The sequence below is a fragment of the Bradyrhizobium sp. S3.7.6 genome (genome assembly GCF_054061875.1).
In genome coordinates this window covers 4433421-4457286 of sequence record NZ_JBSSEQ010000001.1, presented here as the reverse complement: position 1 = coordinate 4457286, position 23866 = coordinate 4433421, and the positions used below count along the sequence as shown (strand labels likewise).

General features: G+C 64.4%; 24 protein-coding genes and 1 tRNA gene. 7 read left to right on the top strand and 18 right to left on the bottom strand.

The annotated features are described in order from the left end of the window. Positions 1-14 precede the first annotated feature (14 nt). Positions 15-407 (bottom strand): DNA-directed RNA polymerase subunit omega, encoded by a 393-nt coding sequence (rpoZ, locus tag ACVJ5M_RS21475; protein WP_014494742.1) that lies wholly within the window; start codon positions 405-407, stop codon positions 15-17. A 329-nt stretch (positions 408-736) separates the two neighbouring features. On the opposite strand from rpoZ, the gene ACVJ5M_RS21470 reads away from it, so the two are divergent. Both ACVJ5M_RS21470 and ACVJ5M_RS21465 read left to right on the top strand, forming a co-directional pair. Further along, on the top strand, positions 737-1384 hold the full coding sequence (locus ACVJ5M_RS21470) for a LabA-like NYN domain-containing protein (protein ID WP_071913176.1): 648 nt from the start codon (positions 737-739) through the stop codon (positions 1382-1384). Further along, a complete protein-coding gene (locus tag ACVJ5M_RS21465) occupies positions 1365-2039 on the top strand; it encodes a uracil-DNA glycosylase (protein ID WP_354100285.1) in 675 nt (224 codons plus the stop codon). Before ACVJ5M_RS21470 ends, ACVJ5M_RS21465 begins: the two co-directional genes overlap by 20 nt. Here ACVJ5M_RS21465 and ACVJ5M_RS21460 read toward each other — a convergent pair. From ACVJ5M_RS21460 to dapA, 4 genes are read right to left on the bottom strand one after another with little or no spacing between them, the layout of a single operon-like run. After that, on the bottom strand, positions 2036-2617 hold the full coding sequence (locus ACVJ5M_RS21460; protein ID WP_354096596.1) for a peroxiredoxin: 582 nt from the start codon (positions 2615-2617) through the stop codon (positions 2036-2038). The genes ACVJ5M_RS21465 and ACVJ5M_RS21460 overlap by 4 nt on opposite strands. A gap of 17 nt (positions 2618-2634) precedes the next feature. After that, the gene (gene smpB / locus ACVJ5M_RS21455) at positions 2635-3108 is read right to left on the bottom strand and encodes an SsrA-binding protein SmpB (RefSeq protein ID WP_008133025.1); all 474 of its coding nucleotides are present in this window, start codon (positions 3106-3108) and stop codon (positions 2635-2637) included. A 59-nt stretch (positions 3109-3167) separates the two neighbouring features. Then, complete coding sequence (gene mscL, locus ACVJ5M_RS21450; RefSeq protein WP_135215741.1) at positions 3168-3584, bottom strand: large conductance mechanosensitive channel protein MscL; 417 nt, start codon at positions 3582-3584, stop codon at positions 3168-3170. A gap of 50 nt (positions 3585-3634) precedes the next feature. Beyond that, positions 3635-4525: a 4-hydroxy-tetrahydrodipicolinate synthase gene (gene dapA / locus ACVJ5M_RS21445; protein WP_038975901.1), complete on the bottom strand. Its 891-nt coding sequence runs from the start codon at positions 4523-4525 to the stop codon at positions 3635-3637. Positions 4526-4805: 280 nt separating this feature from the next. On the opposite strand from dapA, the gene ACVJ5M_RS21440 reads away from it, so the two are divergent. Continuing rightward, a complete protein-coding gene (locus tag ACVJ5M_RS21440) occupies positions 4806-7202 on the top strand; it encodes a lytic transglycosylase domain-containing protein (RefSeq protein ID WP_354096595.1) in 2397 nt (798 codons plus the stop codon). Positions 7203-7678: 476 nt separating this feature from the next. On the opposite strand, the gene ACVJ5M_RS21435 is transcribed toward ACVJ5M_RS21440, so the two are convergent. The 10 genes from ACVJ5M_RS21435 to ACVJ5M_RS21390 all read right to left on the bottom strand — a co-directional run bounded on the left by ACVJ5M_RS21435 (position 7679) and on the right by ACVJ5M_RS21390 (position 18244). Beyond that, positions 7679-9253 (bottom strand): porin, encoded by a 1575-nt coding sequence (locus ACVJ5M_RS21435; RefSeq protein WP_354096594.1) that lies wholly within the window; start codon positions 9251-9253, stop codon positions 7679-7681. A gap of 576 nt (positions 9254-9829) precedes the next feature. Next, positions 9830-9923: transfer RNA gene (locus ACVJ5M_RS21430), tRNA-Ser, on the bottom strand. 445 nt (positions 9924-10368) lie between these two features. After that, positions 10369-10635 (bottom strand): hypothetical protein, encoded by a 267-nt coding sequence (locus ACVJ5M_RS21425; protein ID WP_354100286.1) that lies wholly within the window; start codon positions 10633-10635, stop codon positions 10369-10371. Between the two features lie 1501 nt (positions 10636-12136). Next, entirely contained in the window at positions 12137-13615 is a 1479-nt protein-coding gene (gatB, locus tag ACVJ5M_RS21420; protein ID WP_354096593.1) for an Asp-tRNA(Asn)/Glu-tRNA(Gln) amidotransferase subunit GatB, read from the bottom strand. Beyond that, positions 13612-13914, bottom strand: a complete 303-nt coding sequence (locus ACVJ5M_RS21415; protein WP_094183808.1) for a hypothetical protein — start codon at positions 13912-13914, stop codon at positions 13612-13614. The genes gatB and ACVJ5M_RS21415 overlap by 4 nt, the downstream gene beginning before the upstream one ends. Continuing rightward, positions 13905-15380 carry an Asp-tRNA(Asn)/Glu-tRNA(Gln) amidotransferase subunit GatA gene (gatA, locus tag ACVJ5M_RS21410; protein WP_247310028.1) on the bottom strand — a complete coding sequence of 492 codons (1476 nt, stop codon included), beginning with the start codon at positions 15378-15380 and terminating at the stop codon, positions 13905-13907. The genes ACVJ5M_RS21415 and gatA overlap by 10 nt, the downstream gene beginning before the upstream one ends. Then, the gene (locus ACVJ5M_RS21405) at positions 15377-15592 is read right to left on the bottom strand and encodes a hypothetical protein (protein ID WP_014494728.1); all 216 of its coding nucleotides are present in this window, start codon (positions 15590-15592) and stop codon (positions 15377-15379) included. The genes gatA and ACVJ5M_RS21405 overlap by 4 nt, the downstream gene beginning before the upstream one ends. A gap of 79 nt (positions 15593-15671) precedes the next feature. After that, a complete protein-coding gene (gatC, locus tag ACVJ5M_RS21400; RefSeq protein ID WP_028150645.1) occupies positions 15672-15959 on the bottom strand; it encodes an Asp-tRNA(Asn)/Glu-tRNA(Gln) amidotransferase subunit GatC in 288 nt (95 codons plus the stop codon). 77 nt (positions 15960-16036) lie between these two features. Next, a complete protein-coding gene (locus ACVJ5M_RS21395; RefSeq protein WP_354096591.1) occupies positions 16037-17113 on the bottom strand; it encodes an NAD(P)H-dependent flavin oxidoreductase in 1077 nt (358 codons plus the stop codon). Between the two features lie 105 nt (positions 17114-17218). After that, positions 17219-18244, bottom strand: a complete 1026-nt coding sequence (locus ACVJ5M_RS21390) for an NAD(P)H-dependent flavin oxidoreductase (protein WP_354096590.1) — start codon at positions 18242-18244, stop codon at positions 17219-17221. Between the two features lie 97 nt (positions 18245-18341). Here ACVJ5M_RS21390 and ACVJ5M_RS21385 point away from each other — a divergent pair, with 97 nt between their 5' ends. Both ACVJ5M_RS21385 and ACVJ5M_RS21380 read left to right on the top strand, forming a co-directional pair. Next, positions 18342-19232 (top strand): LysR family transcriptional regulator, encoded by an 891-nt coding sequence (locus ACVJ5M_RS21385; RefSeq protein WP_354096589.1) that lies wholly within the window; start codon positions 18342-18344, stop codon positions 19230-19232. Positions 19233-19419: 187 nt separating this feature from the next. Beyond that, the gene (locus ACVJ5M_RS21380) at positions 19420-20355 is read left to right on the top strand and encodes a cyclase family protein (RefSeq protein WP_071913117.1); all 936 of its coding nucleotides are present in this window, start codon (positions 19420-19422) and stop codon (positions 20353-20355) included. A 67-nt stretch (positions 20356-20422) separates the two neighbouring features. Here the strand turns inward: ACVJ5M_RS21380 and ACVJ5M_RS21375 are convergent, their stop codons facing one another. After that, on the bottom strand, positions 20423-20638 hold the full coding sequence (locus ACVJ5M_RS21375; RefSeq protein ID WP_028155062.1) for a hypothetical protein: 216 nt from the start codon (positions 20636-20638) through the stop codon (positions 20423-20425). Positions 20639-20684: 46 nt separating this feature from the next. On the opposite strand from ACVJ5M_RS21375, the gene ruvX reads away from it, so the two are divergent. Both ruvX and ACVJ5M_RS21365 read left to right on the top strand, forming a co-directional pair. After that, entirely contained in the window at positions 20685-21170 is a 486-nt protein-coding gene (gene ruvX, locus ACVJ5M_RS21370; RefSeq protein ID WP_028150651.1) for a Holliday junction resolvase RuvX, read from the top strand. A gap of 3 nt (positions 21171-21173) precedes the next feature. Then, the gene (locus tag ACVJ5M_RS21365) at positions 21174-22097 is read left to right on the top strand and encodes an AEC family transporter (protein WP_354096588.1); all 924 of its coding nucleotides are present in this window, start codon (positions 21174-21176) and stop codon (positions 22095-22097) included. Positions 22098-22112: 15 nt separating this feature from the next. Here the strand turns inward: ACVJ5M_RS21365 and ACVJ5M_RS21360 are convergent, their stop codons facing one another. After that, entirely contained in the window at positions 22113-22877 is a 765-nt protein-coding gene (locus ACVJ5M_RS21360) for a CPBP family intramembrane glutamic endopeptidase (protein ID WP_354096587.1), read from the bottom strand. Positions 22878-22931: 54 nt separating this feature from the next. Continuing rightward, positions 22932-23690, bottom strand: coding sequence for a M15 family metallopeptidase (locus tag ACVJ5M_RS21355; RefSeq protein WP_354096604.1), 759 nt, complete (start codon positions 23688-23690; stop codon positions 22932-22934). Between the last annotated feature and the right edge of the window lie 176 nt (positions 23691-23866).

Below are 23866 nucleotides of genomic sequence, written 5' to 3'. Positions count from 1 at the left end.
CTGCGACGGGACGATTACTCGTCCTCCTCGGGCTGTTCTTCCGGCGGCGCGAGGCCCTCGAGGCCCTTCAGGAGCTCCTCTTCGGTCATGCGCTCAACGGCAACTTCGGTATCGTCGGCATCGACGCTGGCACCGGCGGAACCGATCAGCGGGACCGTATCGGGCTCGGGCTCGTCGACCTCGACGAATTTCTGGAGCGAGTGGACCAGCTCCTCGCGGAGGTCCTCCGGCGAGATGGTTTCGTCCGCAATTTCGCGTAAAGACACAACGGGGTTCTTGTCGTTATCGCGGTCAACCGTTAGTTGTGAACCGGACGAAATCATGCGGGCCCGGTGGGCGGCCAGCAGGACCAGGTCAAACCGGTTGTCGACCTTGTCGATACAATCTTCTACGGTGACGCGAGCCATGGACTGTCGCTCCGTTGTGGGTGGGACGAAATATGTGGATGATTGGGGCTAGTTATAGGGGACAGGGCGATTTCGCAAGGCCAATTTGTGATTTGGCCTCGCCAAACGGCTCTGCTACCCCCACATTGGGGCTGGGATGGGTGGTTTGCCGGGCTGCTATTGAGGGTGGCACCGGGCGTATGCAGGTCCGCCATAACTATACCTTGATTGCGACGACTTCTCCGGATTTGCGGTTTCGACGGGCTTCGGCGGCACCATAGACCTGCGCGGCTTGCTGTCGCCGCGCCAACAATAAACGATCAATCACGAACGCTACGCGAGCAAACTGAATGTCACCTTCTGCCACTAACAAGATCGCGCTCTTCATCGATGGGGCCAATCTCTACGCGACGGCGAAAACTCTCGGCTTCGACATCGACTACAAGCGCCTGCTGAAGGAGTTTCAGAGCCGCGGGACGCTGTTGCGGGCGTTCTACTACACCGCGATCATCGAGGATCAGGAGTACTCCTCGATCCGCCCGCTGATCGACTGGCTCGACTACAACGGCTACACGGTCGTCACCAAGGCGACCAAGGAGTTCATCGACGCCTCCGGCCGCCGCAAGGTCAAGGGCAACATGGACATCGAGCTCGCCGTGGACGCCATGGAGCTCGCCGAGCACATCGACCAGATGGTGCTGTTTTCGGGTGACGGCGACTTCCGCTCCCTGGTCGAGGCAGTCCAGCGCCGCGGCGTACGGGTCACCGTGATCTCCACCATCGCGAGCCAGCCGCCGATGATCGCCGACGAGCTGCGCCGCCAGGCCGACGTCTTCACCGACCTCGTCGAGCTGCAATCCAAGCTCGGCCGCGACCCGTCCGAACGCCCCGCCCCGCGTGAGCGCGGCGAGCGTGGCGAGGGACGCCATCACGCCCCCCAGTTCCTCCAGCGCGCGACCACGATGGCGCCGAGGGGCGATGACGACTTCGAGGAGTGAGGCGGCCCGGTCAAGCCGCCAGCCTCTCACCCTCGTCCCTGACCGTGACTGTCCGCTTTGTCCGCGCCTGGTCGCCTTTCGCGAGGCGAACCGCGCGCGCGAGCCGTTGTGGCACAACGCGCCGGTCCCCCCCTTCGGCGACATCAAGGCACGCCTGCTGATCGTCGGCCTGGCGCCAGGCATGCAGGGCGCCAACCGCACTGGCCGCCCCTTCACTGGCGACTATGCCGGCGACCTGCTCTACGCCACGCTGCTCGAATACGGCTTCGCCAAGGGCACCTATCAGGCGCGGCCCGACGACGGCCTGAAGCTGGTCGACTGCCGGATCGCCAATGCCGTGCATTGCGTTCCGCCGCAGAACAAGCCGCTGCCGGTCGAGATCAACACCTGCCGCCAGTTCCTCGGGGCTACGCTCGCGACGATGCCGAACTTGCGCGCCATCGTCGCGCTCGGACGGATTGCGCACGACACGGTGCTCAAACCGCTGAACCTGAAGGCCTCGCAAGCTCCCTTCGGCCACGGCGCCGTGCATCAGGCCGGCGCATTCAGGCTCTACGACAGCTATCATTGCTCGCGCTACAACACGAACACCGGCGTGCTGACGACGGACATGTTCCGCAGCGTGTTCGCGAAGGTGAAGGCCGACCTGGACTAGGGCTCGGCTGGATTGGCCTTCAGCCAGTCCAGGACATCGCCGGCGTTCCGGTCGGGCGGAAACACCGGATAGAACACATGCGTGACTTTGGCGTCGTCGATGATCAGCGCAAGCCGCTTGATCAAGGTCAGGCCAGCGACCTCCATGGTCGGCAGATTGAGGGCGCGCGTCAGCGCCAGCTTCTCGTCCGACAGCACGGGGAACGGCAGGTGCAGCCGCGATGCCATCTCGGTCTGGTACGCGTTGCTCTGGGTCGAGAGGCCGTACACCTGGGCGGCGCCGGCAGCTTTCAGCTCGGCAAACAGATCACGAAACGCGCAAGTCTGCGGCGTGCAACCGCGCGCGCCCGGGATCATGTCCCAATCGTCGACCAGTCCGATCTTGCCGGGCTCGCCGGTGCGCGGATAGGCGAACACCACGGTCCGGCCGGAGAGTGCTGACAGATTCACCGACGTATCGTCGGTGGCGAGCAGGCTGATCGCCGGTAGCGTCGTGCCCTTGAGATGCGCGGCGCCGCCGTCGTCGGCGGGTGCGGGAATCTGGCTCCAATCGACCTCGAGCAGGTTCTTCTGAGTCATCCACCAACCTCTTGCCGCTATCCCCTCGCCCGCAACAGTCGGCCCTTCTCCCGGCTCCAGTCGCGCTTCTTCTCGGACTCGCGTTTGTCGTGCAGCTTCTTGCCCTTTGCAACCGCCAGCTGCAGCTTGGCCCGCCCGCGCTCGTTAAAATAGAGCTTGAGCGGGATCAGCGTCATGCCTTCGCGGTCGACCGCGCCCATCAGCTTGTTGATCTGCTTGCGATGCAGAAGCAGCTTTCGCGGCCGCTTGGGCTCGTGATTGAAGCGGTTGCCCTGGAGATATTCGGGAATGGTGGCGTTGATCAGCCAGATCTCGCCGTCCTTGGAATCGGCGTAGGACTCCGCGATCGTGCTCTTGCCGTTGCGGATCGATTTGACCTCGGTGCCGGTGAGCGCAATGCCCGCCTCGATCGTGTCTTCGATCGCATAGTTGAAGCGGGCCTTGCGATTTTCCGCCATGACCTTGATTGGACGTTCGTTCTTATCGGCCATGGAAGACAAACCTGATCGAGATGCGCGAGGACGCTAACAGTTTGGATGAAGCGCGCGCGTCAAGACTTCTTGAGGAGATCGCGGATCTCGGTCAGCAGCTCGACCTCGGCCGACGGTTTTGCCGGAGCCGCAGGCGCCGCCTCCTCCTTGCGCTTCAGCGTGTTCATGGCGCGGATCACCAGGAACAACACGAAGGCGACGATGATGAAGTTGATCGTCAGCGTCAGGAAGCTGCCGTAAGCAAGCACTGCACCTTGCTTTTTCGCATCCGCTAAGTTGGTGGCGGTCACCGCCTTCGACAAGGGGGCGAAGTAGTTCGAGAAGTCGAGGCCGCCGGTCGCGGCGCCGATGATCGGCATGATGACGTCACCGACCAGCGACGTGACGATGGCGCCGAAGGCCGCACCGATGATGACGCCGACGGCGAGGTCGACGACGTTGCCTTTCATGGCGAACTCGCGGAACTCCGTGAGCATCTTCCTGCCCTTCTCGTCGACGCTCATGAACGGCTCCCCGGTTGGCTAAATCAGTTGATCAGCCCAGCATGAACCATCGCGCTGCGCACGGCAACGCGCGTCGGCTCGGTGACCGGAACCATCGGCAGGCGCAGCGTCTCGTCCAGCTTGCCGAGCAGCGACATCGCGTACTTGATCGGCGCCGGATTGCTCTCGATGAAGAGGTTGTTGTGCAGCGGCATCAGCTTGTCGTGGATTGCGAGCGCCGCCTTGGTGTCGCCCTTCGCCCAAGCGGCCTGGAATTCCGAGCACAGCCGCGGCGCGACGTTCGAGGTCACCGAGATGCAGCCATGGCCGCCATGCGCCATGTAGCCGAGGATGGTCGCGTCCTCGCCGGAGAGCTGGTTGAAATCCTCGCCCATCGCCGCGCGCTGCTGCGAGACGCGGACCATGCTGGCGGTGGCGTCCTTGACGCCAGCGATGTTCTTCAGCTCCCACAGCCGCTTCATGGTGTCGACCGACATGTCGATCACCGAGCGCGGCGGAATGTTGTAGATGATGATCGGGATGCCGATCGCATCGTTGATCGCCTTGAAGTGCTGGTACATCCCTTCCTGGGTCGGCTTGTTGTAATAGGGCGTCACGACCAGCACGGCGTCCGCGCCGGCCTTCTCGGCGTGCTGCGCGAGCTCGATCGCCTCTTTCGTCGAATTGGAGCCGGCACCCGCGACCACGGGTACGCGCCCCTTGGCTTCAGCGATGCACCATTCGACGACCTTCTTGTGCTCGTCATGGCTGAGCGTCGGGCTCTCGCCGGTGGTGCCGACCGGGACCAGGCCGTTGGTGCCTTCCGAGATCTGCCAGTTGACCAGCGAGCGGAACGCCGCCTCATCCAGCGAGCCGTTCTTGAACGGCGTGACCAAGGCGGTGAACGATCCCCGGAATTTCGTCTTGGCTGCCATGGACTTCCTCCGTACGCGGCTATCTCTTGAGCAAGCTGCATTCATATCGGGTCTATCCCGCCGGTAAAAGACCCGCTTCCGTGTGACGCACCGTTTAGGCCGCGATTTTGCCGCGGTGGTGGTGCAAACCGGGCAAAGGTAAGCAGCTGTTGGTATTTTGTCCGCATATTCAAGCGAATACAGCTAGGTCTTGAGCCAACTGACTGATTCGGGGCGACCAAACGCCGTGACCTCCTTTCCTCGTTCCGCATGGCGATCCACCGGTCTGGCCGTGTGCCTCATGGCCGGGCTGTCGGTCGGCTGCGCCGCCCTGGCCAAGTCCAATGAGACGACCGCGGACGGGGCCAAGGACACCGCGAAGCCGGCGGCCAAGGACGCCGCGAAGGGATCAGCCAAAGAAACAACGAAGGGAACCGGCAAGGAAACACCGAAGGGCGCGAGCAAGGGAGCAGCTGCCGCCCCGGCCAAGGATGCCGCGAAGAAACCCGGCAAGGATGCTGGCAAGGACGCCGCCAAGGATGCAGGCAAAAGCGCCGGCAAGGAACCCGCCAAGGACAAGCCCAAGCCCGCAGCCGCCGCGCCAAAACCACAGCCGGCCGCCAACGGCTCGCCCCCCAAGACCGCACCCGCGCCGGCCGTGACGGCCACCGTCAGGCCTGCCGCCCCGGCGCCCGTCGCCAAACCCGTCGCAGCTCCTCTGCTTGCGCCGGCGACCCGCCAGCACGCCACGCCGCGCAAGCCGGTCACGCCGGCCGCGGTCGCTGCGACCTCCTCGACGTCGCAGGCCGACAAGGACACGCTTGAGAACGTCATCGAGCTCGTGCGCAAGCGCAAGGCGGCCGACGCCACCAATTACGCCGCCTCGATCTCGGATCCCGTCGCACGAAAGCTCGCCGAATGGATCATCCTGCGCAGCGAGGACAATGGCGCGACCGTGGAACGCTATCGCGCCTTCCTCTCCGCCAATCCGAGCTGGCCGTCGCAGACCTTCCTGCGCCGGCGCCTGGAGGCCGCGATGTGGGACGACAGGCGCGACGATTCGGTCGCGTGGTCGTGGTTCGAGAATGAATCGCCTGTGTCCGCCAAGGGCCGCTTCACGCTCGCCAAGGCGATGCTGGCGCGCGGCGACCGCGCCAACGCCGAGCGGCTGGTGCGCGAGGCCTGGCGTAGTGATCCGATGTCGGAGGAGACCGAGAACAACGCGCTCGACCAGTTCGGCGCCCTGCTGACGCCGAGCGACCAGAAGGCGCGGATGGACACCTTGCTCTACGGCAGCGAGAACGAAGCTGCGCTCCGCGCCGCAAAGCGCCTCGGCGCCGGCTACGTCGCGCTCGCCAAGGCCCGCATCGCCTCCGTCAAGAAGGCGCCGAACGCGCGCGCGCTGCTCGACGCCGTGCCACGCGAGCTGCACAACGATCCCGGCTTCATCTTCAGCAAGATCCAGCTCCTGCGCCGCGAGGAGAAGTTCGCCGAAGCCGCCCAGCTGATGCTGTCGGCGCCGAAGGATCCGAACCGGCTCTACAATCTCGACGAATGGTGGATCGAGCGGCGCCTGCTGGCGCGCAAGATGATCGACACCGAGGAATTCCGCAGCGCCTATCTGATCGCGCGCGACGCGGCCCTGCCCTCGCGCGACATCTACAAGACCGAGCAGGAGTTCACCGCCGGCTGGATCGCGCTGCGCTTCCTCAACGACCCCGCCGCCGCCACCCAGCATTTCGCCCGCATCGGCGTCGGCAGCGTCAATCCGACCACGCTGGCGCGCGCCGGCTATTGGCAGGGCCGCGCGGCGGAAGCGGCGGGCCGCCAGCAGGAGGCGCGCAACGCCTACGCCCGGGCGGCCGAGCAATCCACCAGCTATTACGGCCAGCTCGCGCGCGCAAAACTCGGCCTGCCGCAGATCGAGCTCAACAGCCAGCCGCGCGGCCGCGGCGCCGAACGGCTGGAGATCGTGCGCGCCGCGCACCTGCTCTACGAGCTCGACGAACGCGAGATGGCGATACCTGTTCTCGCCGACATGGGCGAGAACGGCGATCCCGAGGCGCTTGCCGGCCTTGGCGAGCTCACCCAGCGCTACAACGACGCGCGCGGCATGCTGCTGCTGGGCAAGGCCGCGCTCAACCGCGGCCTCCCCTTCGACTTCTACGCCTATCCCGTCAACGGCATTCCGCAGTTCACGCCGATCGGCCCCGAGGTCGAGCGCAGCATCGTCTATGCGATCGCGCGGCAGGAAAGCGCGTTCAACCCCTCCGTGGTCTCGCCGGCGCAGGCTTACGGCCTGATGCAGGTGACGCCGGACGCCGCGCGCTATGTCTGCAAGCGGCACGGCGCGACCTACGATCTGGGGCGGCTGAAGAACGATTCGGTCTACAACGCCACGCTCGGCTCGGCCGAGCTCGGCGGACTGCTCGAGGACTACCGCGGCTCCTACATCATGACCTTTGCCGCCTACAATGCCGGCCGCGGCAGCGTGAAGAAATGGGTCGACCGCTACGGCGACCCGCGCGATCCCAAGGTCGACGCGGTCGACTGGGTCGAGCTGATTCCGTTCTCCGAGACGCGCAACTACGTGCAGCGGATCATGGAGAATCTTCAGGTCTACCGCGCCCGCTTCGGCGGCGGCACACGGTTGCAGATCGAAGCTGACCTGCGCCGCGGCACCGGCAGCGTGGAATAGAGCCATCCTCCTGTGCGCTCCCGATTGACCGCCGAGAGCGTCGGCGGCGAGCGCCGCAGCGCCTCCGGACGTGAGCTGCTGAAGAAGAGCTGAAGCTCGCGCGTGATCTTCAGGCGAGCCTTGCTCGACGCTGAGCCCTGAGCGCTCCCTGGTCGTAGTCCGATCGGCAAGCTCGCCGTTCCACGTCCTCGAACATGAAGGCGTCGATCGCCGCCTGCTGCAGCGTCAGGACGGTGGGGCGCTTGCAAGGCCATGCCGGTCAACGGCAGGCGGCCCGTTGCATACATTGCGCGGAGATGCCCGCAGCGCAGAGGCCCTCCTCCGTAACAGCCTCGTCGAGATCGTCACGGACGATGGAGCACGGGAGCAACGCCAGCCCTCCGCCAGCATTCCGCGGCGTTAGAACAGCCATGCCGCCAAAAGAAAAGCCCCGGCGGTTTCCCGCCGGGGCTCTCTGTCAGGTCGTTAGACCGAACTTACCAGTTGCGCTGAGCGCGGAGCAGCATGCTGACCGTGCTCTGATCCTTCAGCTGGTACACGGCACCCGGCTTGGCCACAACTAGCGCAGGGCCGGCGGCCACCGTGCTGATCGTACCAGCGTACTTCTGGTCGAGCATGGTGTAAGCCACGTCCGCCGAGAAGGTCAGGTTCTTCACCGGGGTCCAGCGGGTGATCAGACCGATCGTGCCGATGTTGAAGTTCGGATTACAAGTGGTGATACCCGCAGTGGCGGCACCCAACGTAGCGAGTTGGCCGCAAATGAGAGCCGCACCACCGTTGCTGTACGTCAGCTGAGCGTACGAACCGTAGATCGCGGTGTTCCAGTACGGATCCCAGTTGTGGGTGTAGGCGCCGCGCATACCCCAGCTCGTAACCGTGTTGATACCGGTCCCGTTGGCGAACACACCATCAGCCGCACCGGCAAGGCCAATGCTCTGATAGGCGCCAGCCACGTTAGTACCGCCGAACATTGCATAGTTCTGCGAAGCCAAGCTCTGGAAGTTGTAGCGGGTCGCACCATCGGTGTAGACCGCCTGGACGTTGATCACGTCGCCCGCGCCAGTCGGAATGTTCTTGATGGACAACGCCGCTTGGACAGCCCAGCCCCACTTGTCGCCCGGATGACCGGCCGCTTCGGTTCCGACAAGACCAGGGGTCGCGTAGTATGCGACATGGTTGTTATGCGCCGCTGCGGACAACTGGAACAGACCCCAAGCCTGGTCAATACGGACCATACCCTGGATGTCAGGAGCCCGCGTGCCGCCGAAGGCATTGATGCCGTAGCCGCCGGTACCAAAACCCGCGACCGAAATGCCGGAGCTGGTGTTGTACAGGTTGCTCTGGTAGTAAGCGGTCGGGTCAACGGCCGAAATCGCGGCAGTGATGCCCTGACCAAAGTCAGCGGTGTAGGTGAACTGGTTCACACCAGTGACCGTGCCGCCGCCACCAGTCAGACCGTCGAAGTTGTTACCCGGATAATTGGTCCAGGGGGCGTCGAACTGGGCAACCGCCTTACCCATCGTGAAGCCAGCGAACTGGATGAAGGCGTAGTACACGCCGAGCGTACCGCCGGCGATTGCGCCTGCGTTGGCATTGTTAGGGGCGCTAATGCCCGAAGCGCCGAGCTGCGAGTAGATGGTGGAGCCGTTAGCGGAGGCGCCGTTGCCCGAGTAGGTGTCCGTCGTCCACGAGAACACAACGTCGGCGAAGGTACGAACCACGCCGTATTCGGTCGCGGTGCGCGTATCGACGTTGAAGTCTTCACGGGCACGAGTGACGTAGTAGTTCGTCAGACGGTTCGCAGAACCGTTAACACCGCTGAAATTACCGTTGAAATCGGTTGCGTTGACCGCGACTTCAGCACGCAGGTAACCACCCAGCTTGATGCAGGTGTCAGTGCCCGGGATGTAGTAGAATCCGGCACCGTACAGGGAGCAGATCTTCACGTATTCGACCGCTTTGGCCTTCACGGGGAGATCGGCTGCCTGTGCTCCGCCAACGGCAATCAGACCTGCCGCTGAACCGAGCAAAAGGCTCTTAACCAACTTCATGTTAAACCTCCAAGTTTGCTCTATAGGGAAGGTTCCGGATCCGCTGGGTGACGACACCCTAAGGTTGGTTCCCTTGTCCCTTAACTCACCGCTTAGTCGCTTCGCGCCTTCGGACACACCCGCTGAACGCGAGGGACTTAAGCGAACCACCTAAAACGGGACGACCTCGGGATGCCCCCCTCCGTCGCTCAGTCACAATTACCGAACGTCTTTGCACACACAACAAGAGAACGCTCCGTAGCGAGCCCATGACGTTTGTTTTCCGAAGGGTGTTGCACAAATAACACGCAGATGTGATCGAAGCGCGCTCGCAACATATTGTTTTTGCTTATGTTTCTAGGACGGTTCCGTTTGCCGTCAAAATTCCCCACCTGAGGCGTTGTGGACGGAACTCCGGCCTGAACAGGCTTTGACGCGCACGAATCGTGGAATCAGAAGGAGACTCAAGGAGAAGGCACACAGGTCTTCCCGCGACTCTCCACCAGGCGCAGACATGGTCGCGGCAACGCCCAAGGCGCGCTGCGAAGGCTCTTTGTCGATGGTGGGGATGATTGAGACCGGAGCGGACAGCTCGGCTGGCGGAGACGGAGGGATTCGAACCCTCGATAGGCCTTTACAAGCCTATAACGGTTTAGCAAACCGCCGCCTTCAGCCACTCGGCCACGTCTCCAATATGCCGGGTATGCCCGACACGGCGGCGAGCCGCAAGCGGCAGAATCAAGGTCTGTGCGTTCTTTCACCTGAAAGCGACCGCCGGACGACCGCGAAAGCCTGGCGCATGGATCAGCGCGGCACGCGCAACCGATTCGCGCTCTCTATATATGTGCGCATCCATCCACGGGATTGCCGGATCCGCCGCTGCCAGGGCGCATTCAGCACCACCTCGCCGGCTCAGATATTGAACCAGACGCCGGAGCTGCGCCGGGACGGAAGGCCCAAGACCTCTACATCCCCGGCAAGAGGCCCGTCTTGTGCGGCCGTCCGGGTTCCAGAGCGGAATCGTCGGGCGGCGGCTCGGTCATGCCGCGCGGGTCCGGGTGGCGACACGACGAAGGAACCTGATTGAGCGCAATCGGGCTACCCGTGAAGACAAGGGTGCGGATGCGATTCTCGGCTCAGTGAGCCGAGACCCACGCCCTCGCCTCGCGCTGCGCGGCCGAGATCTCGGCGTCCGACATATGCCCGGCGACTTCCTGGCGGAGCGCCACGGCGTCCTTGCGGCCCTTCAGCGCGGCGAGGTTGAACCATTTATGTGCGGCGACGAGGTCGACGAGGCCGGAGCGGCCGCTCGCCCAATAGATCCCGCGCTTGAACAACACGTCCGACAGCGCGCTCGCGTCGATCGGCGTCGCCGTCTCCAGATCGAAAGTACCCTGAAACATAACGCATCCCCTTTTTTTCTGCCGCCTCGTTCCCCCGAGCGCGGCTCCCGTCCAAAGACCTGTTCAACTCATCCCCATGCCGTTTGCCGGCTTGTTGAAGGCGATGATGGCGGGCAAATTTGAATGGCAGTTTAAGTATCGCGATGAAGCAGACGTAAACGCACCCGCACGGCGCGCGCGCGACGAATGCAAGAAGTCCCCGCTTTGCAGGCACTTCTGCGATTCGTCAGATTCGGTTTACCCTGGGATTTTGGGAGAACGATAACCATCGCGCGCGGTGACGCGCGCCCTGCGGTTACAATTCATGGGAGGGGCGCGTTGTGGGAGGGGCGCGCTGGCAAGGCCACACAGGCGCCTCGCGCGGCGGCGCCACCCCGTGGCCGGCAGGCCGCGCAGCGCGAAGCGCGCGACTTTAGGAATCGGAGCGCCGGCCTCGCATTGCGCCTGCGCGGCGAACGACAGTTCGCCCCAGCCCTCGCCTGCCCCAAGGCAGCGCGGCCACGTCACGGTCAGATCAGCAATGTGGGAAAAGGGAATGCCGGCAATACCCCGGCCTCAAGAGAACGAGGGCGTCGGCGAACACGTCAGGACCAGATTCCACGTTGGCCCGAAGGCCGCTTGTGAAATTGCGGAGCCCTTGAGAAGGAGAACCGCACCGAACGAAGAAAACTTGTTTCTTCTGCCGGACCGTACTTTGGCGAGCGAACCCGCGAAAGAGAACGATCCGACCGTTGGCCTGATGTCTCGCCGACACCCTCTATCGCCGACCAGAACCTGTTAGAAGGCGCTGATGACGTGCCGGCTCTCTAGGAGCCGGCAACTTCAGAAGCGAAGTTACTTCTTCTTCGCGACCTTGCGGGTCTTCTTCGCAGTCTTCTTCACTGCGCTCTTCGCCTTCTTCGCCTTCTTCGCCTTCTTCGCTTTCTTGGCCATGTTGCCCTCCGATGTGTGAGATGGCTGTAATCGCTGCATGCAGTCGGGGATCGAATGCACACTCATCCCGAATACACCAACACGACGAAAAAAACAGCTTCTCGCTTAAAGAAGTGTTGACGGCACAACGCGCCTGCGCTTGGCGAGCGCGATGCGGGCGCACTGCATGACGCGTGCTTGCGATCGCGGGGAGTGCCCGCATCGTCGATGTTTGCGCGAGATGCGATTGCAGAAAAACACTACACGGCAAGTATTTTTCTGCACGCGCGCATTGCGCATGCGCGATGCGATGATGTGCATCGTCGATCCCGCGATCGCCGCGCAAGGGCGCTTCGCGGACTCTGAGTCGCGAGTTTTGGCAACGAAAATATTTTCATGCTTAACGGCGCAAGCGCTCGTCAGCGCGTGTGGAAGCCGCCGTTTTGCGCGAATCGCGTGGCGGCGATTCGGCCGCCGCATCGCCGTCGGTCGGGATGGAGTTTGCCGCCGAGGGTGCGCGCGAGCGTCGCAGCGCGAACCGGAAGCGAGGTGACGAAGCGTATCCGTCACCTCGTTCGAACGTGTGACGTCAGATGCCGAGCTTCGACTTCAAGAGGTCGTTGACGCTCTGCGGGTTGGCCTTGCCGCCGGACGCCTTCATCACCTGGCCGACGAACCAGCCGAGCGACTGCGGCTTGTCCTTGACCTGCGCGGCCTTGTCGGGATTGGCCGCGATGATGTCGTCGACCACCTTCTCGATCGCCGAGAGATCGGTGACCTGCTTCATGCCGCGGCTTTCGACCAGCGCGCGCGGATCGCCGCCCTCCTGCCAGACGATCTCGAACAGATCCTTGGCGATCTTGCCGGAGATCGTGCCCTCGCCGATCAGGTCGATGATCGCAGCCAACTGCTCGGCGTTGACCGGAGCGCCCGTAATATCCCGCCCTTCCTTGTTGAGACGGCCGAACAGCTCGTTGATCACCCAGTTCGCCGCCACCTTGCCGTCGCGGGCACGGTTGCCGAGCGTATCCAGCACCGTCTCGTAGAACACCGCGCTCTCGCGCTCGGCGACCAGCACGCTCGCATCGTAAGCCGACAGGCCGAAATCAGCGACGAAGCGCGCCTTCTTCTGGTCCGGCAGCTCCGGCAGCTCTGTCTTCAGCTCGTCGACGAAGCTTTGCGAGAATTCCAGCGGCAGCAGGTCGGGATCGGGGAAGTAGCGGTAGTCATGCGCCTCTTCCTTGGACCGCATCGATCGCGTCTCGCCCTTGTTGGGATCATAGAGCCGCGTTTCCTGGTCGATCTCCCCGCCGTCCTCGAGGATCTCGATCTGGCGCCGCGCCTCGTACTCGATCGCCTGGCCGATGAAGGTGATCGAGTTCATGTTCTTGATCTCGCAGCGGGTGCCGAGCGGCGCGCCCGGCTTGCGCACGGAGACGTTGACGTCGGCGCGCAAGGATCCCTTCTCCATGTCGCCGTCGCAGGTGCCGAGATAGCGCAGGATCGAGCGCAGCTTGGTCACATAGGCCTTGGCCTGCTCGGCGTCGCGGATGTCGGGCTTGGAGACGATCTCCATCAGCGCCACGCCGCAACGGTTGAGATCGACATAGGACATGGACGGCGACTGATCGTGCAGCAACTTGCCCGCGTCCTGCTCAAGATGAAGGCGCTCGATGCCGATGGTCGCGGTCTTGCCGCCATCCAGTTCGACCACGACCTCACCTTCGCCGACGATCGGCGACTTGTACTGGCTGATCTGGTAGCCCTGCGGCGAGTCCGGATAGAAATAGTTCTTGCGGTCGAACACCGAACGCAGATTGATCTGCGCGTTCAGCCCGAGCCCGGTCCGGACAGCCTGTCTGACGCATTCCTCGTTGATGACGGGCAGCATGCCTGGCATCGCGGCATCGACCAGCGACACGTGGCTGTTCGGCTCGCCGCCGAACGTGGTCGAGGCGCCCGAGAACAGTTTTGAGTTCGAGGTCACCTGGGCGTGGATCTCCATGCCGATGACCATCTCCCAGTCACCGGTGGCGCCCTTGAGAAGCTTGTGCGTGGCCGTGCTCATGTCCTGCTCCCGAGCAGCGTGGCAGCGATCCGCTCCCACTCCGCCTCCAATGAATCCTTTGCCGCGGGTTGGCCGGCCTGGCGATACCAGTAGCCGGCATTGCCGAGATCGCCTTCGACCCGGTGCAGATAGGCGTGCACCCAGGCGGCGTCACGGCTGTTCTCGTCCTGAACGATCTTGTGCGCCTGATCCCAGTCGCCCTTCGCGGCCCACCAGAGGCCGGCGAGCGGCGCGTTCAGATCCGGCGCGGGCGCCGCGCCGTCGAGGCTCGCGATGAACGCGGCGACATTCACCACCACCTCGCGGGCGTGAAGCGGCCGGCGGCCTGCTCGATCACCTCGCCGAGCGAGAACAGCGTCTCCTCATCGAACGGACGGCCGATCAGCTGCAGGCCGAGCGGCAGGCCTTGCGCGTCCTTGCCGGCGGGCACGGCGATGCCCGGCAGGCCCGCCATGTTCACGGTCACCGTGAAGATGTCGTTGAGATACATCTCGACGGGATCCGCCCCGCCCTTCTCGCCGATGCCGAAGGCCGCCGACGGCGTCGCCGGCGTCAGGATCGCGTCGACGCCCTTGGCGAAGCAGTCCTCGAAATCCTTCTTGATCAGCGTCCGCACCTTCTGCGCGCGCAGATAATAGGCGTCGTAATAGCCGGCCGAGAGCACATAGGTGCCGATCATGACGCGGCGCTTCACCTCCGCGCCAAAACCCTCGGCGCGGCTGTTCTCGTAGAGCTCGATGATGTTCTTGCCCTGCTCGCGCAGTCCGTAGCGCACGCCGTCATAGCGCGCGAGGTTGGAGGACGCCTCCGCCGGCGCCACGATGTAATAGGCCGGCAGCGCGTATTTGGTGTGCGGCAGTGACACCTCGACGAGCTCGGCACCGGCCGCCTTCAGCCAGGCCGCGCCCTCGCTCCAGAGTTTCTCGATCTCGGCCGGCATGCCGTCGAGGCGATATTCCTTGGGGATGCCGATCCTGATGCCCTTCACGGACTTGCCGATCGCGGCCTCATAGTCCGGCACGGCAATGTCGACCGACGTCGTGTCCTTCGGATCGTGCCCGGCCATCGAGCGCAGCAGCATCGCGCTATCGCGCACGCTGCGCGCGATCGGACCGGCCTGGTCGAGCGAGGAGGCGAAGGCGACGATGCCCCAGCGCGAGCAGCGGCCGTAGGTCGGCTTGATGCCGACGGTCGCGGTGAACGCCGCCGGCTGGCGGATCGAGCCGCCGGTGTCGGTCGCGGTCGCACCCATGCACAGCAGCGCCGCCACGGCCGAAGCTGAGCCGCCGGACGAGCCGCCCGGCACCAGCGTCGTGTTGCTTCCCTCACGCCGCCAGGGATTGCCGACGGGGCCGAAGCACGAGGTCTCGTTGGCCGAGCCCATCGCGAACTCGTCATTGTTGAGCTTGCCGAGCATCACCGCACCATCGCGCCAGAGCTGGGAGGTGATCGTGGACTCATAGGTCGGCACGAAATTGCCGAGAATCTTCGAGCACGCCGTGGTGCGCACGCCCTTGGTCGCGAACAGGTCCTTGATGCCGAGCGGAATGCCGGCGAGCGGGCCGCCCTCACCCTTGGCGATCTTTTCGTCCACGGCCTTCGCCATGTCGCGCGCGCGATCGGGCGTCTCCATCACGAAGGCATTGAGCACGCGTGCTGCTTCGATCGCGTTCAGATGCGCGTCGGTCAGCTCGAGGGACGTGAAAGTCTTGGCCGCGAGACCCTTGCGGGCCTCGGCGAGCGTCAGCGATGTCAAATCGGTCATTTATTGATCGGGCTGCAGAAGAACGGAGACAGGGTTTTGTCGTTGGCCGGGTCGTCTTTTTTCTTGGCGGCGGCGTTCGCGGCGGCCTCGATCTCGTCGAGCACGGCATTGACGGCGACGTTGGGATCGGCAGCCTTGCCCTGCCGCTCCATCTTGTCGAGATAGTTCATGTAGGCCTGATAGGCCTTCTCATCGTCGCAAAGCATGCACATCGGACTTGGTCCTAAGGCTCTTTAGTTTGACGCGTTTTCTTTACGCGAACCGGCTTCCACTTCGCTCGAAAACGCTACGTCACTCGACCACCTTGGGCACAAGAAAGAAGTGACCTTCGGTCGCGGGCGCGTTGGCAACGATATCGTCGGCGATCTCGCCGTCATTGACCACGTCCTGCCGCTTCTTCATCTGCATCGGGGTGACCGAGGTCATCGGCTCCACGCCCTCGACGTTGACCTCCGAGAGCTGCTCGACAAAGGCGAGCATGGCGTTGAGCTCGCCCTGCAGATGCGGAACCTCGCCCTCGGAAACCGCAATGCGCGCCAGATGCGCGATGCGGCGGACGGTAGTGGCGTCGACGGACATTATATAAGGCCTCTCACGGCAAAATCTAACTGCCGTATAGCAGAGGCCGGTTTTGCGCCGCAACCGGCGGCGCGACCTTAGCCAGCCAGTCCCTTCATGCGGGCCAGGGCCGATTTGGCAAAATCCCGGGTCAATTCGGCTGCGGGGACCTCGCGGCCCAGGGCCACGGCCTGGCCGGCCCAGAGATTGGTGAAATCCACCCTGCCCTGCTTTTCGGCAGCTGCCTTGAGCGGCCCCAGCGCGGTCGCGGCATGGGGAAAAGGCGGCGCCTCGGGCGAGATCGGGCCGGCTTCGCGCATCAGGCGATTCTGGACGCCGCGCGCCGGACGCCCGGTCATGACGTTGGTGATGACGGTGGAATCGTCCCGCGCTTCAGCCAGCGCCTTGCGCCCGCCCGCGCTGACCTTGGATTCCGGGCAGCGCAGATAGGCGCTGCCGATCTGCACGCCGGATGCGCCGAGCGCAAAGGCTGCGGCGATGCCGCGCCCGTCGGCAATGCCGCCGGCCGCGATGACAGGCACCTTCACGGCGTCGGCGACCTGCGGCACCAGCGCAAAGGTGCCGGGCTGCTCGGAGATCTTGTCGGTCAGGAACATGCCGCGATGGCCGCCGGCCTCGGCGCCTTGCGCAATGACGGCATCGACGCCGCGCTCTTCCAGCCAGACTGCTTCCTTCACCGTCGTGGCGGACGAGATGACGAGGCAGCCGGCAGCCTTGACGCGCTTGAGCAGCGCCTGATCCGGCAGGCCGAAATGAAAGCTGACGATCTCCGGCTTCAGCTCCTCGACGACCTCGCAGAACGCGGCGTCGAACGGCGCACGGTTCGCGGCGTTGATGGGCGCTGCGGGATCGAGGCCGTGCTCGGTGTAATAGCCCGTAAGCCGCTGCTTCCAGCGCGCTTCGGCTTCGGCCGTGAGGTCAACCGGCGTGTGGCAGAAGAAGTTCATGTTCACCGGCGCCTTCACGCGCTGGCGAATGATGTTGACCTGCTCGCGCGCCTTCTCCGGCGACAGCATCGCGCTCGGCAGCGAGCCGAGCCCGCCGCCCTCCGCCACGGCGATCACCAGTTCGGCATCCATCACACCAGCCATCGGCGCCAGCACGATCGGGAATTCGGTCTTGAAGAGATCGATCAGTCGACGGTCAGGCCACATAATTCTTGCCTCATGTTCGCTCTTCCCTCGCCCCTTGTGCGAGAGGGTGGATCGCCGCGCAGCGGCGAGACGGGTGAGGGGTTTGCATCCGCGGAGACAGACCCCTCATCCGGCGCGGATTGCCTCCGCGCCACCTTCTCCCACAAGGGGGGAAGGAAAAGAAGAAACCGAGTTGCGCCGGCCGGCGAGCAATTGCCCCGCTTCAATCGCAATCCGCTCCACGATCTCGGCCGCCGGTGCAATATCATGAATCAATCCGACCGCCTCGCCCGCGATCACGGCCGCGACATCGAAATTGCCGGCTGCTTTCGCGGCCGCATAGTCCGCCGCGACTGCGGCAACATTCTGCATCAGCTCGACCTCGCGGCCGATCCAGCGCCTGGCGTGGTCGTTGATGAGGCACCTTCCCGTGAACGGCGCCGGCCAGACATTGTTGCGCGAGAGATCGAAGATGATGCCGCGCACGGTCGTGCCGCTGTTCGCTGCGCAGATACGCCGCTTGGCCTCCTCCGCGCCATCAGCCTCCTGGCTCGCATAGAAGCGCGTGCCGAGCAGCACGCCGCTCGCGCCCAGCATCATCATGGCGGCGAGACCGCGCCCGTCGGCGATGCCGCCGGCCGCGACGACAGGCACGTGGCCCGCGGCAAGATCGACGATTGCAGGCACGAGATCGACGGTGGTGCGAGAGGCGCCGTGACCACCTGCCTCCGTGCCCTGCGCGATCAGGATGTCGGCGCCGGCATCGAGCGCCTGCCGCGCCATGGCTTCATCCTGCACCTGGCAGATCAGGCGTGCACCTGCGGACTTGATCTTCGGCGCGAACGGCGCGGGATCGCCAAACGACAACATGATCGCAGACGGTTTTGCGGCAAGAGCGACATCGAGAAGCTCGGGCCGCTTGGCGAGGCTCCAGGTGATGAAGCCGATCCCGAATGGCGCCGACAACCCCGCGAGCTTCGCAGTCTCCTGCTCCAGCCACACCTTCTCGCCATAGCCGCCGCCCAGAATGCCGAAACCGCCGGCACGGCTCACGGCCGTCACAAGCCGGCTGCCGGCAACGATGTCCATCGGCGCCAGCAGGATGGGATGCTCAATCTCCAGCAGCCTAGTCAGCGACGTCTCAATGGGCATAGCCCCTCCCTGATCTGGACAGGGAGACTAGGCGCGACTAGCATTCTCGAAAAATGAATTGTTGCGAACGCTGCCATCACAAAAGCGAAACGACGCCATGGAACTCAGCGATATCCAGACCTTTGCCGCCGTCGCCCGCACCGGCGGCATCACCCGCGCCGCGGAGGAGCTCAACACGGTGCAATCCAACGTCACCCAACGCGTGAAGGCGCTGGAAGCGGAGATCGGCACACCGCTGTTCGAACGCCACAGCCGTGGCATGACGCTGACCGGCGCCGGCAAACGCCTCCTGCCCTACGCACAGCGGATGGCCGCGCTATCACGGGAGGCCGTGCTCGCCGCGCGTGACGACGGCGAGCCGAAAGGACCGCTCGCGATCGGCTCGATGGAGACGACGGCAGCCGTGCGCTTGCCGTCCCTCCTCGCCGATTTCCACCGCAACTTCCCTGCCGTACGGCTGAGCCTGCGCACCGCGACCACCGCCGACCTCGTCGCGGGCGTGCTCGAAGGCACGCTCGACGGTGCCTTCGTCGCGGGCCCCATCGCACATGCCGACCTCACTGCGACGAGCGCGTTTCGTGAAGAGCTGGTGCTGGTCAGCGCGCGGCGCTGGGCCTCGCTTGCCGAGCTGCGCGCCGGCACGCCGGAGTCCGGTCCGACCGCGCTGGTGTTCCGCACCGGCTGCACCTACCGCCAGCGTCTCGAACAGATCTTTGTCGAGTTCGGCTGGCCGTCGGCGGCACGCTTCGAGCTCGGCACGCTCGACGGCATGATCGGCTGTGTCGCCGCCGGCATGGGCGTGACGCTGCTGCCGCGCGCCGTGGTCGAACGCAGTGCGATGGCCGGCAGCGTGTCGATCCACGCGCTGAGCCCGTCACATGCGCGCGTCGAGACGCTCTTCATCCAGCGCAGCGGCGGACATCAGTACAGCGCACTCAGCGGTTTCATGTCCTGCCTGAAGAAAGACAACGACGTCATCGCGGCCTGACACCGGCGCAGCGTTCCACGTGGCGAAATTCGTCACAAATCCATCGCGCTTGAATTGGTCTGCGCTGCGTTCAGCCGCCGCAGCGCAGCACCTCGAAATGCTTTGAAGCACGCATCCGTTCTACGTTAGGATGTGTCACTGGCCAGCGCAAAAACACAACGAAGCCAAAACATCGGGAGGACTATCGATGCGCAATACGCTCGTGTTGTGCTGTGTCGCCGCGTTGTCGGCGATATCAGGAACTGCAAGCGCACAAGACTGGACCAAATCGAAATGGGGACCGAACGACGAGATCGGTGCCGCCAATTACATGACGCCGGAGCTGGTGGTGAAGGCCGCCTCGCTGGTGAAGACCGGCAAGACCTACGCCCTCGGCATTCCCGTCACGCCACAGACACCCGCCTATCCGCCACGCACGTTCAAGCTCACCATCGTTCAGCCCGGACAGGCCGGCAGCCCGGGCCTCGGTCCGAACAAGGCGACCTATAACGACGACATTCTTGATACGTGGGTCGGCATCGGCAGCCAGCTCGACGGCCTCGGCCATCTCGGCGTCGAGCACGTCTATTACAACGGCAACAAGCTCGCCGATTTCGCCGATCCGAATGGCTTGAAGAAGCTCGGTATCGAGAAGGTCCCACCGATGGTCACGCGCGGCGTGCTGCTCGACATGGCCGCCTATTTCAAAACCGACATCGTGAAGGAAGGCACCGCCTTCAACGTCAAGGAGATCGAGGAAGCCGCCAAGCAGCAGAACGTCGAGATCCGCCAGGGCGATGTCGTCATCTTCCACACCGGCTGGCTCAGTCTGATCGGCAAGGACGACAAGCGTTATTCGGCCGGCGAGCCCGGTCTCGGCGTCGAAGGCGCGAAGTACCTGACCGGCAAGGGCGTGGTCGCCATCGGTGCCGACACCTGGGCGCTCGAGGTGCTGCCGTTCGAGTCCAAGAACGTGTTCGAGGTGCACCAGATCCTGCTCGCGATGAATGGGACCTACATTCTCGAGAACATGGACACCGCCGCGCTCGCTCGCGACAAGGGCTACGAATTCCTGTTCGTGCTCGGACAGCCGCGCTGGACCGGCGGCGTGCAGGCGATGATCAACCCGATCGCGATCCGCTGATCGGCGACGTACTCAGCGGGCGAGGATCGGCCTGCCGCCCGGCAGGCGCCCTCGCCCGACCTGTCCGTCATCGCGGCCTCAGATGCCATCGCCGCAATGCAACGAAGGCCCAGATGGCTTCGACGAGACCAAACGGCCAGGCGCCTTGCAGGAAGCCGTAAGCCGAGCCGAGCGCGCAGGACACCGCGAACAGCAGCACGAACCAATGGCTGCGATCCTCCAGGGCATAGCAGACCAGCATCGCCGTCACGGCAAACAGGCCGAATAGTGTCAGTGCATCCATGTTCCGGGTTCACTCCGCAGCGCGACGCGTGATAAGCGCTAGTCCCATGCCGGCTCTTATCCTGCCCCTGATCGATGCTGCAACCCACTGGCCCGAACGCGGCGGGTTGGTCGGCCTTGACCTCGGCACCAAGACCATTGGCGTTGCCGTGTCCAATCCGGACCGGCGGTTAGCGACCGGCGTCGAGACCATCCAGCGCAAGGCGTTCAAGCAGGATGCCGCCCGGCTGCTCGCGATCGCGGCCGAGCGCAAGGCGGTCGGCTTCGTGCTCGGCCTGCCCATCAACATGGACGGCAGCGAGGGCCCGCGGGCGCAATCGACCCGCGCCTTCGCCCGCAACCTTGCCGGGCTGACCACACTCCCCATCGGCCTCTGGGACGAGCGTCTGTCGACCGCCGCCGTCGAGCGCGAACTGATCGGCATGGATGTCAGCCGCGCCAAGCGCGCCGAAGTGATCGACGAGCACGCCGCGATCTTCATCCTGCAAGGCGCGCTCGACCGCCTCGCCAATCTTCGCGCGGCATCGGGCTGATCCATGGCCGTCGTGATCGCGGCGCTGCTGCCGGTCTTCATCCTCATCGTGCTCGGCGTGGTGCTCAGGCGCACCCTGATGCGGCTCGACACGCAATGGCATGGGCTGGAGCGGCTGACTTATTTCGTGCTGTTCCCGATGCTGCTGATCCAGACGCTGGTGAAGGCCGACCTCTCCAGGGTGCCGGTCGCCGGCGTCGGCGGCGCGCTGCTGCTGTCGGTGCTGGCGATGTCGCTGCTCTGCCTCGCGCTCCGCCCAGCGCTCGCGCGGTTCGACATCGACGGTCCCGCCTTCACCTCGATCTTCCAGGGCGCGACGCGCTGGCAGACCTATGTGGCGCTCTCAGTGTCCGCCAACATGTTCGGCGATGTCGGGCTGGCGCTGGCCTCCGTGGCGATGGTCGCGATCATTCCGCTGGTCAACGTGTTCAGCGTCGCCGTGCTCGCGCACTATGCTTCACCCGAGAAGCAGTCCGCCCGCGCCATCGTCATGACGGTGGTCCGCAATCCCCTGATCTGGGCCTGCGTGGTCGGCCTCGTCATCAACGTCATTCATCTGCCGCTGCCAAGAATCTGGCACGAGGTCGCGGATGCCCTCGGCCGTTCCTCGCTCGCCATCGGCCTGCTCGTCACCGGCGCTGGTCTGCAGCTCAAGGGCCTGCTCCGCCCGAGCGTGAGCGCAACCATCGGCGTGGCGTTCAAGCTGGCGCTGATGCCCGTGCTGGCGCTGGCGCTCGCCGCCTGGTTCGGGCTCTCGGGCGACAGCCTGGCGATCGTCGCAATCTGCGCGGCGGTGCCGACCTCGCCCAGCGCCTATGTGCTGGCCCGCCAGATGGGCGGCGATGCGCCGCTGCTGGCGCAGATCATCACGCTGCAGACGATCTTGGCGGCGGTCACGATGCCGATCGCGATCGCGCTGGTGGCTTAGGCCTCGTGCGAGGCCTCAGCTCCCCAGCCACATCGTCAGCACCACCGCAGTCAGATTGTTCAGCGCATGCAGCACGATGGTGAGCCAGAGCGAGTTGGCGCGATAACGCATGTAGCCGAACCACAGGCCGATGGAGAAGACCTCGGCGAGGAAGTACATGTCGTACTGCAGGTGCACGACCGTCCACACCAGTGACGACAGGATGATCGCGCCGGGCACGCGCAGGAAGCTCGCCGACCAGCCGCGAAACAGGAAGCCGCGCGCCAAAACCTCTTCCGACATCGGCGCAGCGACACTGAACGCGAACAGCAGCATCACAGCCGCGCCCTTGTCGCGGCCCGATTTCAACAGATCGGTCATGAAGCCTGGCGTCGCCTCGCGGCCCAGGCTCCGCGACATCGTCTCCCAGGCGACAACGATCAGGACAAGCCCGATGGCGCCGAACAGCATTTGCTTCCAGGACGGCCAACGCAGCGCGAGGTAGTCGACGAACGAGGCCTTCTTGATGCGGATGGCGAGCCACACCGCGGCCAGCGTCGCCGGCAGGCCCATGGTCACCGACAGCGCGAGCGCCGCGGGCTCGCGACCGACGCGCTGTAGCGACATCAGGTCGAGGGGGTCGCCACGGTCCCAGACCAGATAGAGGATGGCACCGACCTGGCCGAGAAACATCGCGACGAAGATGAGCAGGCCCCACACCGCCGTGCCCCAGAATTTCCAGACGCGCGGCGCGGCTAGCGTCACGGTCATCGGCGGGAGATCGGGATTGAGGGAGTCCATTCAAGCGCTTTCGTTGGGACGGCACCGTCATTCCGGGGCCGTTCGCACGACGATCTACTTCGTTCGCGGCGGAATCGGGAAATCATAGGCCGCCCCGCCCGCCCCCGGCAGGGAAAAATGCCACCACTCCTTCGCATAGTTCACAAAGCCTTGCTTCGCCATCGCGGCCAACAGCCGCTTGCGCCAGGCACGCTGGTCCGGATTGATCGACGTTACAGCAGTATGCCCCTTCGCGTCCGTGCAGTCGTAGCCCGTGCCCATGTCGACGCTGCCCTCCGGCAATCGTGCCTCGACCGGCGCCGTGCAATCGGCATAGGTTTTCGACGGGTCGTATCTGGCGGAATTGTCAGCCTTGAGATCGACCAGCGTGAGATCGAGCGCCGCGCCCGTGGAATGCTGCGAGCGGCTCGCGATGTAGCCGAGGCGGAACAGCTCGCTCTTCGGGATCTTCGGATTGTAGCGCCGCTCGGCCGCCGTCTCGTAGCCGTTCTGCGACCACTTCACCATGTCGAGCGAGGCCCGCGCCGGCCGGTAGCAGTCGAACATCTTCAGCGACAGGCTTTGCGCCGCCAATTCCTGCTGGACCGCCTTCAGCCGCAGCCCCACCTCGCGCCTCACCACGCATTCGCCGGCGCCGTAGCCGGCGAGCGGACGGCCGACGAAATTGTTGGACGTGGCGTAGCGGATGTCCTGGATGATGCCGGGATCGATGTCGCGCAGATAGACGAAGCCGCCGGGGAGCGACTGGGCGTGGGCTTCGGCCGTTATCATCGTCAGCGCAATCACAATTCGGATTAACTTCACGTGATCCATCCCCATCGTCATGGCCGGGCTTGTCCCGGCCATCCACGTCCTTTGCCTCAAATGCGGTAGAAGATCGTGGATGCCCGGGACAAGCCCGGGCATGACGGAGATACTGGCGACAGGCCACGCCAGAGCGACGAACTTGACAGATCAGGGGATAACTCCCCGCCCCGGCATTGGCCCTT

Excerpts from the sequence above, each read along its gene's own strand:
- rpoZ (WP_014494742.1), bottom strand. The coding sequence starts at position 407 with ATGGCTCGCGTCACCGTAGAAGATTGTATCGACAAGGTCGACAACCGG.
- ACVJ5M_RS21470 (WP_071913176.1), top strand. The coding sequence starts at position 737 with ATGTCACCTTCTGCCACTAACAAGATCGCGCTCTTCATCGATGGGGCC.
- ACVJ5M_RS21465 (WP_354100285.1), top strand. The coding sequence starts at position 1,365 with ATGACGACTTCGAGGAGTGAGGCGGCCCGGTCAAGCCGCCAGCCTCTC.
- ACVJ5M_RS21460 (WP_354096596.1), bottom strand. The coding sequence starts at position 2,617 with ATGACTCAGAAGAACCTGCTCGAGGTCGATTGGAGCCAGATTCCCGCA.
- smpB (WP_008133025.1), bottom strand. The coding sequence starts at position 3,108 with ATGGCCGATAAGAACGAACGTCCAATCAAGGTCATGGCGGAAAATCGC.
- mscL (WP_135215741.1), bottom strand. The coding sequence starts at position 3,584 with ATGCTCACGGAGTTCCGCGAGTTCGCCATGAAAGGCAACGTCGTCGAC.
- dapA (WP_038975901.1), bottom strand. The coding sequence starts at position 4,525 with ATGGCAGCCAAGACGAAATTCCGGGGATCGTTCACCGCCTTGGTCACG.
- ACVJ5M_RS21440 (WP_354096595.1), top strand. The coding sequence starts at position 4,806 with ATGGCCGGGCTGTCGGTCGGCTGCGCCGCCCTGGCCAAGTCCAATGAG.
- ACVJ5M_RS21435 (WP_354096594.1), bottom strand. The coding sequence starts at position 9,253 with ATGAAGTTGGTTAAGAGCCTTTTGCTCGGTTCAGCGGCAGGTCTGATT.
- ACVJ5M_RS21425 (WP_354100286.1), bottom strand. The coding sequence starts at position 10,635 with ATGTTTCAGGGTACTTTCGATCTGGAGACGGCGACGCCGATCGACGCG.
- gatB (WP_354096593.1), bottom strand. The coding sequence starts at position 13,615 with ATGAGCACGGCCACGCACAAGCTTCTCAAGGGCGCCACCGGTGACTGG.
- gatA (WP_247310028.1), bottom strand. The coding sequence starts at position 15,380 with ATGACCGATTTGACATCGCTGACGCTCGCCGAGGCCCGCAAGGGTCTC.
- ACVJ5M_RS21405 (WP_014494728.1), bottom strand. The coding sequence starts at position 15,592 with ATGTGCATGCTTTGCGACGATGAGAAGGCCTATCAGGCCTACATGAAC.
- gatC (WP_028150645.1), bottom strand. The coding sequence starts at position 15,959 with ATGTCCGTCGACGCCACTACCGTCCGCCGCATCGCGCATCTGGCGCGC.
- ACVJ5M_RS21395 (WP_354096591.1), bottom strand. The coding sequence starts at position 17,113 with ATGTGGCCTGACCGTCGACTGATCGATCTCTTCAAGACCGAATTCCCG.
- ACVJ5M_RS21390 (WP_354096590.1), bottom strand. The coding sequence starts at position 18,244 with ATGCCCATTGAGACGTCGCTGACTAGGCTGCTGGAGATTGAGCATCCC.
- ACVJ5M_RS21385 (WP_354096589.1), top strand. The coding sequence starts at position 18,342 with ATGGAACTCAGCGATATCCAGACCTTTGCCGCCGTCGCCCGCACCGGC.
- ACVJ5M_RS21380 (WP_071913117.1), top strand. The coding sequence starts at position 19,420 with ATGCGCAATACGCTCGTGTTGTGCTGTGTCGCCGCGTTGTCGGCGATA.
- ACVJ5M_RS21375 (WP_028155062.1), bottom strand. The coding sequence starts at position 20,638 with ATGGATGCACTGACACTATTCGGCCTGTTTGCCGTGACGGCGATGCTG.
- ruvX (WP_028150651.1), top strand. The coding sequence starts at position 20,685 with ATGCCGGCTCTTATCCTGCCCCTGATCGATGCTGCAACCCACTGGCCC.
- ACVJ5M_RS21365 (WP_354096588.1), top strand. The coding sequence starts at position 21,174 with ATGGCCGTCGTGATCGCGGCGCTGCTGCCGGTCTTCATCCTCATCGTG.
- ACVJ5M_RS21360 (WP_354096587.1), bottom strand. The coding sequence starts at position 22,877 with ATGGACTCCCTCAATCCCGATCTCCCGCCGATGACCGTGACGCTAGCC.
- ACVJ5M_RS21355 (WP_354096604.1), bottom strand. The coding sequence starts at position 23,690 with ATGGATCACGTGAAGTTAATCCGAATTGTGATTGCGCTGACGATGATA.